This is a genomic window from Promicromonospora kroppenstedtii DSM 19349 (genome assembly GCF_000515355.1).
In the GTDB taxonomy this organism is placed as follows: Bacteria; Actinomycetota; Actinomycetes; order Actinomycetales; family Cellulomonadaceae; genus Promicromonospora; species Promicromonospora kroppenstedtii.
The window spans coordinates 50,895-58,911 of the sequence record NZ_KI911759.1; the positions used below are offsets into that span (position 1 = coordinate 50,895).

Annotated in this window: 9 protein-coding genes and 1 pseudogene; 7 read left to right on the plus strand and 3 right to left on the minus strand. The window is 72.7% G+C overall.

Features of this window, described 5'->3' with window-relative positions; genetic code table 11:
- Positions 1–213: pseudogene (locus PROKR_RS36365) on the minus strand (glycosyltransferase); the annotation flags it as partial.
- A 16-nt stretch (positions 214–229) separates the two neighbouring features.
- The gene (locus tag PROKR_RS31105) at positions 230–889 is read right to left on the minus strand and encodes a TetR/AcrR family transcriptional regulator (RefSeq protein ID WP_051433411.1); all 660 of its coding nucleotides are present in this window, start codon (positions 887–889) and stop codon (positions 230–232) included.
- Positions 890–1,056: 167 nt separating this feature from the next.
- Here PROKR_RS31105 and PROKR_RS26915 point away from each other — a divergent pair, with 167 nt between their 5' ends.
- From PROKR_RS26915 to PROKR_RS26945, 7 genes are all read left to right on the plus strand, one after another.
- Positions 1,057–1,695, plus strand: coding sequence for an HD domain-containing protein (locus tag PROKR_RS26915; RefSeq protein ID WP_036969949.1), 639 nt, complete (start codon positions 1,057–1,059; stop codon positions 1,693–1,695).
- Between the two features lie 84 nt (positions 1,696–1,779).
- Positions 1,780–2,775 carry a GlxA family transcriptional regulator gene (locus PROKR_RS26920; RefSeq protein WP_245605987.1) on the plus strand — a complete coding sequence of 332 codons (996 nt, stop codon included), beginning with the start codon at positions 1,780–1,782 and terminating at the stop codon, positions 2,773–2,775.
- Between the two features lie 9 nt (positions 2,776–2,784).
- The gene (locus PROKR_RS26925; protein WP_036969953.1) at positions 2,785–3,483 is read left to right on the plus strand and encodes a cytochrome b; all 699 of its coding nucleotides are present in this window, start codon (positions 2,785–2,787) and stop codon (positions 3,481–3,483) included.
- 112 nt (positions 3,484–3,595) lie between these two features.
- The gene (locus PROKR_RS26930; protein WP_036969955.1) at positions 3,596–5,140 is read left to right on the plus strand and encodes a peptide MFS transporter; all 1,545 of its coding nucleotides are present in this window, start codon (positions 3,596–3,598) and stop codon (positions 5,138–5,140) included.
- A gap of 42 nt (positions 5,141–5,182) precedes the next feature.
- Complete coding sequence (locus PROKR_RS26935) at positions 5,183–5,869, plus strand: LysE family translocator (RefSeq protein ID WP_036969957.1); 687 nt, start codon at positions 5,183–5,185, stop codon at positions 5,867–5,869.
- A 64-nt stretch (positions 5,870–5,933) separates the two neighbouring features.
- Complete coding sequence (locus PROKR_RS26940; RefSeq protein ID WP_036969959.1) at positions 5,934–6,467, plus strand: AAA family ATPase; 534 nt, start codon at positions 5,934–5,936, stop codon at positions 6,465–6,467.
- 469 nt (positions 6,468–6,936) lie between these two features.
- On the plus strand, positions 6,937–7,305 hold the full coding sequence (locus PROKR_RS26945; protein WP_051433412.1) for a MerR family transcriptional regulator: 369 nt from the start codon (positions 6,937–6,939) through the stop codon (positions 7,303–7,305).
- A gap of 82 nt (positions 7,306–7,387) precedes the next feature.
- Here the strand turns inward: PROKR_RS26945 and PROKR_RS26950 are convergent.
- A partial coding sequence (locus PROKR_RS26950; RefSeq protein WP_051433413.1) for a hypothetical protein occupies positions 7,388–8,017 on the minus strand: 630 nt, incomplete at its 5' end.

An 8,017-nucleotide genomic window follows, 5' to 3' on the forward strand; every position in this document is an offset into this window, starting at 1 on the left:
GTCGACGCCGGTCCGGCGCCCGGACTCCGCGAACAGGACGTCCGCGGTGGGCCCGGCGGCGACCAGCTCGATGCCCTCGGCGTCGAGCAGCGGGGCGAACGCCCCCGCGGTCAGGACGGCGACCTGGTCGCCGCGGTCGCGGAACGCGCGGGCGAGGGGCAGCAGGGGCAGCAGGTGCCCGTGAGCGGGGGTGCTTGAGAAGAGTATGCGCACATTGATTAGTGTATGACTACTCCGAATCTCCTCCGGAACCTCTTCCGGGGTCTCTCCCGGAACCTCTTCCGAGCAGCGCGAGTCCGAGCTGTCCGCGCAGCCAGGCCCGGCTGACCTCCGGGTCCCAGCCGAGAGCGCCCAGCCGCAGCCACGACTCGGGGCTCAGGTAGTAGGCCAGCAGGTCGGTCGCCTGGTCGACGTCCAGGCCCGGGTGCAGCGCGCCCAGCGTCGCGAGCCGTCCCGTGATCAGGCCGAACCGTTCGCGGAGCAGCCGCTCGGTGCCCTGCAGGGTCGCGCCGATCTCCGGGTCCGCGGCCGCGTTGGCGATCAGCAAGGTCATGAGCCGCCGGTGCCCGTGCACGATGTCGCCGGTGCTGCGCACCGCCAGGTCGACGATCGCCTCGGCGTCGTCGGACTCCGTGATGGCCGCAAGGGTCGCCTGGATGCTGTCCTCGCCCGAGGCCCGCTCCGTCAGCCCGCGCACGAGTCCGACCTTGTTGCCGAACGCCACGTACACGGTGTTGGGGGCCACGCCGGCGGCCTGCGCGATGCGGCCGATCGTCACGCGGGCGTAGCCGTCCTGCGCGAAGAGCTCCTCGGCCGCGTCCAGGATCGCGGCGCGCGTGGAGGCCGCCGCCTGCTCGCGCAGGGTCGACCGGTAGGGGCGAGTCGTCATCCCTCCAGCCTAAGGAGCGCCGGCCTGGCCGGCGGAGGCCGCTCGCGCGGATGTCCGGATCTGTGGGATGCCGGTCCGTCGGGACGGCGTGCCGACGGGCGCTGGCGGGGGACGGTGGTACCGCCGGCGTGCGAACCGAGCACGCCCACCGACAGGAGGAACCCCACATGCCTGCGACCATCGCCGGGATCGCCATCCCGAATACCGAGCTCGCCCGGGACGCGACCGCCCTCGTGCGGGAGGCCGCCGACGACCTCGTGTTCCACCACTCCCGCCGAGTGTTCGTCTGGGGGATGCTCAAGGCCGCCGCCCGCGGCCTGGCGGTCGATCCTGAGCTCGCCTACGTCGGGGCGATGTTCCACGACCTCGGTCTGACAGCCGCGTACGGCACCCGGGACCGCCGCTTCGAGGTCGACGGCGCCGAGGTGGCGTCGGCGTTCCTGCGCGACCACGGCCGTTCGTCGCAGGAGGCGCAGGCGGTCTGGCTCGCCGTCGCCCTGCACACGACGCCGGAGGTGCCGCTCCTGCTCGCCCCCGAGGTCGCCGTCGTGACCCTGGGCGTGGAGACCGACGTGCTCGGCCTCGGGCTCGGCGAGATCGCGACGTGGCAGCGTGACGAGACGGTTGCCGTGCACCCGCGGCCGGACTTCAAGAACCGCATCCTGCGGGCCTTCTACGAGGGCATGGCCCACCGGCCCGACACGACGTTCGGCACCATGAACGACGACGTGCTCGCGCACTTCGACCCGTCGTTCCGCCGGCAGGACTTCGTCCGGATCATCCAGGACAACGACTGGCCCGAGTGACCGGCGCCCGCCCGGACGTGCTTGAGTGTGACCACGGTGCCGTCCGGCCCGCGGACGACGGAGGCGAGCTGTTTGGCGAGGGGGGTGAGCCCGCTGACGGAGCGGAGCGTCGTGTTCGTCGTGTTCGACGACATGAAGATGCTCGACGTCACCGGCCCGGCCGAGGTACTCGCCGAGGCCAACACCTTCGGCGCGGCGTACGCGCTGGGCTACGCCTCGGTGTCGGGCAGGGCGGTGCGCACGTCGATCGGCACCCGGTTGCCCGTCGACACGGCGGTGGCCGGTCTGGGCGAGGTGGACACGGTCGTCGTCGCGGGCGGTGACGACCTCGTCCGCCGACCGGTGCCGGTCGAGCTGGCCGAGGCCGTCCGCGCGATCGCACCCCGGGCACGCCGGCTGGTGTCGATCTGCACGGGGTCGTTCGTCCTGGCGGCGGCCGGACTGCTCGACGGGCGGCGGGCCACCACCCACTGGCGGCACGGCCGGCTTCTCTCCCGGGCGTACCCGGACGTCTCCGTCGAGCTCGACGCTCTGTTCGTCGAGGACCGCGGCGTGTTCACGTCCGCGGGGGTCTCGGCCGGCATGGACCTCGCCCTCGCGCTCGTCGAGCAGGACCACGGCCCTGAACTCGCGCGGGACGTCGCGCGCAGCCTGGTGATGTTCATGCGGCGGCCCGGGGGCCAGTCGCAGTTCTCCGCCCCTCTCGAGCTGCGTCCGCCGCGTTCCTCCGTGCTGCGGGGGGTGGTCGACCTGGTGGCGGCGGAGCCCGCGCTCGATCACACCACGACGTCGCTCGCCGTCGTCGCCGGCGTCTCACCGAGGCACCTCACCCGCCTGTTCGCCGCCGAGCTCGGCATCTCGCCGGCGCGGTTCGTCGAGGACACCCGCCTGGACCGCGCCCGGTCGCTGCTCGACGCGGGGTACACGGTCACCGCGGCCGCGGGTGCCGCCGGGTTCGGGAGCCCCGAGACGATGCGCCGCCGCTTCGTGGCCCGGCTGGGCGCCTCGCCCAGCCAGTACCGCGCTCGTTTCTCCGCTGCCACGGACCGAGGGCTGGACAGTGCCACCGGCGTGCGCTGAGGTAACCGCATGAGGTGGCGCAACGGCGAGCACGGCTACGGCATCGTGACGAAGGTCCTGCACTGGGCGACGGTCGCCCTGCTCGCGGCCCAGTTCGCGGTGGGCTACCTGATGGACGACGACGGGGGCGGCGGCAGGGCCGACGGCGTCTCCGCCGTCGACTGCGACCCGCCGGGGGAGGACCGCAGCGGCGGCGACACCACCGACGCGGAGGAGGAGCGGCTCGACCAGCTCGAGGAGAGCTGCGAGCAGGCGCAGGACCTGCGTGAGCAGGACGCCGACGACGCCGTCGCTTCCGCCTGGTCGGACCTCTGGTCGGGCGGTGGCGTGGACGGCGTGGACGGCGTGGACGGCGCGGACGGCGCGGCCAGCCAGCTCGCGCTCCCCGGCTGGCACGTGCTGCTCGGCCTCGCGATCATCGCCGTCGGCGTGCTGCGGCTCGTGTGGCGCCGGACGACGCCGCTGCCGCCCTGGGACCCCCGGCTCACCGGTACGGACCGCAAGATCATGCACTGGGCCGAGCGGATCCTGCTGGCGATGCTCTTCGTGGTCCCCGCGACCGGTATCGCGCTCGTGGTGGGCAGCACGGACCTGCTCCCGCTGCACATCGCGGCTCACCTGTGCTTCTTCGCGGCGCTTGCCGCGCACGTCGGTGTGGTGGTCCGCCGGCGGGTGATCGGCCGGATGCTCTGGAGCCCGCCCCGCTAGCCGGCCCCGCCAGCCGGCCCCGTTAGCCGGCGAGCCGGCTCGGCGGTGACGACCCCGCGCACACTTTCCCGCCCGACGTGCGCCTCGCGCGCAACGCGCCGACGATCGGGTGATGAGCACAGGGTCGGCGACACCGCCGTCAGGAACCGGACCGGACCAGACACCGCCCGCCGCGCTGGCGGGCGACCGCCGGTTCTTCGGGCATCCCCTGGGCCTGATGACGCTGTTCACGACGGAGCTGTGGGAGCGGTTCAGCTACTACGGCATGCGCGCGATCCTGGTCTACTACCTGACCGACACGATCGCCAACGGCGGGCTCGGCCTGGACCAGACGCTCGGCGAGGCCGTCGTGTCGATCTACGGCACCGGCGTCTACCTGCTGTCCGTGGTGGGCGGCTGGCTCGCCGACCGGTTGATCGGCGCCCGGCGCTCCACGCTCTACGGCGGCATCGTCATCGCCGCCGGGCACGTGTGCCTCTCGATACCCGCAGCCGGGTTCTCCTACTTCGGCATCGTGCTCGTCGCCCTTGGCACCGGCCTGCTCAAGCCCAACGTGTCGTCCATGGTGGGCGCGCTGTACGACCGGCAGGACCCGCGGCGCGAGTCGGCGTTCTCGATCTTCTACATGGGGATCAACATCGGTTCGTTCTTCTCGCCGATCATCGTCGGCGCCGTGCGTGCCGTCTGGGGCTACCACGCCGCGTTCTCCGTGGCCGCGATCGGCATGGGCATCGCGCTCGTGTTCTTCGTGCTGGGCCGCAAGAACCTGCAGGGCGCCGGCGACATCGTGCCCAACCCCGTGCAGCCGGGGGAGCGGCCGGCGCTGGTGCGGATGTTCGCGATCATCCTCGGCGCCGTCGTCGTGGTGTACCTGCTCGCCGTGCTCGTCGCCGGCGGCTGGGGCGTGCACGCCCTCATCGACGCCCTCAGCTACATCGCGTTCCTCGCGCCGATCGCGTTCTTCATCACCATGTACCGCTCGCCGCGCGTGACCGACGCCGAACGCCCCCGCCTGGTCGCCTACATCCCGCTGTTCGTGGCCGCGATGCTCTTCTTCATGATCTTCGAGCAGGCCGCGACCACGCTCGCCACCTTCGCGGCCGACCGCACCTCCCGTGAGGTGCTCGGGTTCACCGTGAGCCCCGAGTTCTTCCAGTCGATCAACCCCGCCTCGATCATCATCCTGGCCCCCGTGTTCGCCTGGCTCTGGGTCCGTACCAAGGACCGCCCGCCGACGCCGTACAAGTTCGCGATCGGCCTGGCGCTCGCGGCCCTCTCGTTCCTGGTGCTGGCCGGGGCGTCCGCCATCGCGGGCGACGACCTCACGCCCGGGTGGGTGCTGGCCGTCGTGTACGTGATCCAGACGCTCGGCGAGCTGTGCCTCTCGCCGGTGGGCCTGGCCGCGACCACGCTGCTCGCGCCACGTGCCTACCAGGGGCAGGCGATGGCGCTGTGGTTCCTCGCGCCCGCGGCCGGGCAGGCCATCACGGCGCAGCTCGTGCAGGCCACCGAGGGCGCGTCCGACACCGCCTACTTCGGCGGCATCGGCCTGGTCGCGCTCGGCTTTGCGGCCGTGCTCGCGCTGCTCGGACCGTGGGTCACCCGGCACGTGCGCCGCGCGGACGCGCTCGAAGGGGTGCACACGAGCGGGGAGTAGAACTCCGGGCGTGCGGTCCTGGCCGGGTCATAGAGTGAGCCCATGCCGGCCTTCGAGACCCTCGTCGCCTTCGTGGTGGCGTCGGTGATCCTCATCGTCATTCCCGGGCCGAGCGTCCTGTTCGTGGTCGGGCGCTCGCTCTCGTTGGGCCGCCCGGGCGGGCTGCTGAGCGTGCTCGGCAACGAGCTCGGCGCGCTGCCGCTGGTCGCGGCGGTCGCGCTCGGCGTCGGCACGGTCGTGGCCGAGTCGATCGTGGTGTTCACGGTCATCAAGCTGCTCGGTGCTGCCTACCTGGTCTACCTGGGCGTCCAGGCGATCCGGCACCGTCGCGACGGCGCCCACCCGGACGAGGCCGAGAATGCGGCTGTTGGTGGCGCCGGTACCGGGGTGGATGCACGTGCCGGACGCCGGACGCCGTCGCGCTGGGCGATCCTGCGCCAGGGCTTCGTGGTGGGCGTGACCAACCCGAAGACGATCGTGTTCTTCGTCGCGGCGCTGCCCCAGTTCGTGGACGTGCGGGCCGGGCAGGTACCGCTGCAGATGATGGTGCTCGGCCTGGTGTTCACGCTGGTGGCGCTGGTCTTCGACAGCATCTGGGCGCTGCTGGCCGGCGCCGCCCGCTCCTGGCTCGCGTCGTCGCCGCGCCGGCTCGCCGCGATCCGCGCCACCGGCGGCGGCATGATGATCGGGCTCGGCGGCACGCTCGCGCTCAGCGGCAGCAAGGCTTGACGCGGCCGGCAAGGTCCGATCCGGCTGGCAAGCCTCGATCCGGCCGGCGAAGCCTGATCCAGTCGTGACCGGGAGCCGACAGACCTGCCTCGTCGTCGTGCGCGGTCCCTCCGGGGCGGGCAAGTCCACCGTCGCGGCGGCGCTCCGGCGGCGGATGGGCCGTGGGACGGCGCTCGTGCAGCAGGACTACCTGCGCCGCGTTCTGATGTGGGAGAAGGACGTGCCCGGCGGGGCCAACATCTCGATGATCGACATCGTGGTGCGGCACGCGCTCGACTCCGGCTACTCCGTGGTGCTGGAGGGCATCCTGGCCGTCGACCACTACGGCCCGATGCTCACCGGACTGGTGGCCGACCACGCCGGGACGACGGTGTGCGCATACCTGGACGTGCCGTTCGACGAGACGGTGCGGCGGCACGCCACCAGGCCGCAGTCCGCCGAGTTCACGCCTGAGCAGATGGCCGGCTGGTTCACCATCGACGACCGGCTGGGCGTGGACCACGAGATCGTGGTGGGGCAGGCCTCGTCGGCGGAGGAGACGGTAGAGCTCCTGGTCACGGCGCTGTCCGCGGGCCGTGACGCCGCTGCGGCAGGTTGAGAGGTTCGCGATGCGAAATCGCGGGTGAGAAGCAGGCGCATTTCGATGGCCATTTCGCCTGCCGCATTGCGGACGTTTTTCGCATTCTCGCGCTCGGCTTTGATTAAGGGCTGATATGTTGCAATTGGTAGCACTCGTGTCTGGGACGAAGGCTGCCGTGCAAACCCCTCCGCAGTGTGGGGCCCCCTGCGGAGGGGCAGACGAGCCCGGTGCTGCCGGGCTGCTGCCGACACGGGCGCCGGTGCGGCAGCCGACGCGGATACCGGCGCGGGGAAGCGGCTGCACGACGACGTGCATCCGCCGGCACCGGCGTGGTGGACGTGTCGCTCGCGGGTGGGTCCTCGCGGGTGAACCTGCGAGTCCGGCGTGCACCCCGACGTCGCGTCGTGCTCGGGCCCCGCGTGCACCGCAGTACGGTCGGTCGGGGGGCACTGCCGATGCGACCGGACCTCGACATGAGGAGTGGGCGATGCGTTCCAGTGAGCTGGCGGCACTCGCCGGCGTGACGATCCGCACCCTGCGGCACTACCACCAGCTCGGGCTTCTCGAGGAGCCCGACCCCGCGTCGAACGACTACCGCGAGTACGACGTGCGGCACCTGGCGCGGCTGCTGCGGATCACCCGGCTGACCGAGCTCGGCGTGCCGCTCGCGGAGCTTCCGGACCTGCTCGACGACCCCGACGCCGTCGCGGACCTGCTCGACCGGCTCGACGAGGAGGCGGCCGCCGGGATCCGGCGGCTCATCAGCCGCCGCGCGGTGATCGCGGTGCTGCGGCAGCACGGCGCCGTGCCCGACCTGCCGCCCGCCTGGTCGGCGAGGCCCGGACCGCGGTGCTGAACTGTGTGCTCGCGCAGCGGATACGGAGCGGCTAGGGCTCGCGCACTTCTCCGGCCTACCGCCCGCGCGATTGGTGTCCCGCTCACTTCCCTCTGGCTGCCCGACGGCGACGGCGGGCCTGCGCGGCGCGGTCCTCGGCGTCGTCCAGCTCCTGCTCGACGGCGGCCAGGTCGGTGCGGGCCTCGTCCGCCGCCGCCCGGACCTCGTCGAGCGTGCGGTGCGCCGCGTCGCGCTCCTCGGTGAGCCGCGCGAGCTCGTCGTCCAGGCGGGTCGCCTCGTCCTGTGCGTCGTCGACGGCGGCCTCGGCCGTGCGGAGGCGGTCGCTGACCTCGTCGCGCCGTTCCTCCAGGCGGTCCACCTGCGCGGAGGTCTCCTCGACGGCGCGTTCGGCGGCGTCAGCCGTGTCCTCCGGCTGTTCTTCCTCCGGCTGTTCGTCCTCGGGCGGCTGTTCCTTCGCCGGCTGTTCCTTCGCCGGTTTCTCCGGCGCGTCCGACGCCGCCGCGGGTCGCAGCGCCACCAGGTCGGCTTCCTCGCCGAGCTCGTCCACGATGCCGAACCCGGCATGCTGCAGGCCGCGCGCCAGGCGACCGGCTCGCACCGCCGCACCGGCGTCGGCGTCCATGACCGCGGCGGTGAGCGTCTCGGTGAGGCGGTCCAGGACGGCGGCAGACACGGGCCGCCCGCCCACCTCTCCGGCCTGCCGCACCGCGCC

Excerpts from the sequence above, each read along its gene's own strand:
- PROKR_RS31105 (WP_051433411.1), bottom strand. The coding sequence starts at position 889 with ATGACGACTCGCCCCTACCGGTCGACCCTGCGCGAGCAGGCGGCGGCC.
- PROKR_RS26915 (WP_036969949.1), top strand. The coding sequence starts at position 1,057 with ATGCCTGCGACCATCGCCGGGATCGCCATCCCGAATACCGAGCTCGCC.
- PROKR_RS26925 (WP_036969953.1), top strand. The coding sequence starts at position 2,785 with ATGAGGTGGCGCAACGGCGAGCACGGCTACGGCATCGTGACGAAGGTC.
- PROKR_RS26930 (WP_036969955.1), top strand. The coding sequence starts at position 3,596 with ATGAGCACAGGGTCGGCGACACCGCCGTCAGGAACCGGACCGGACCAG.
- PROKR_RS26935 (WP_036969957.1), top strand. The coding sequence starts at position 5,183 with ATGCCGGCCTTCGAGACCCTCGTCGCCTTCGTGGTGGCGTCGGTGATC.
- PROKR_RS26945 (WP_051433412.1), top strand. The coding sequence starts at position 6,937 with ATGCGTTCCAGTGAGCTGGCGGCACTCGCCGGCGTGACGATCCGCACC.